Genomic DNA, 247 nt, shown 5'->3' with positions numbered 1-247 from the left:
CTATGGTTGCACAGCAATTTCATCAAGGTTCATTAAAGTTCACCCAGAACTCATTGGATTTAGCGATTACGGGTGAAGGTTATTTTGCGATGTCAAATGATCTTGGTGCGCAAGACTTTACTTATACGCGTGCAGGCGCGTTTAAACTCAACAAAGATAACTTCGTTGTTGATGCAAAGGGTAACTATTTACAGGGGTTCCCTGTGGACGCATCAACAGGTGATACAACTTCAGTTAGTTTAAGTAC

The 247-nt window shown here is 41.3% G+C and carries 1 protein-coding gene; it reads left to right on the top strand.

Annotated elements, in window-relative coordinates:
• On the top strand, positions 1-247 hold a 247-nt coding region (locus SB765_RS32470), incomplete at both ends, for a flagellar hook-basal body complex protein (protein ID WP_410932871.1).

This window comes from Pseudomonas sp. SIMBA_067 (genome assembly GCF_046534675.1).
GTDB classification, from domain to species: domain Bacteria; phylum Pseudomonadota; class Gammaproteobacteria; order Pseudomonadales; family Pseudomonadaceae; genus Aquipseudomonas; species Aquipseudomonas putida.
The sequence above is the reverse complement of the archived record's forward strand: the minus strand, read 5'-3'. Positions and strand labels throughout refer to the sequence as shown.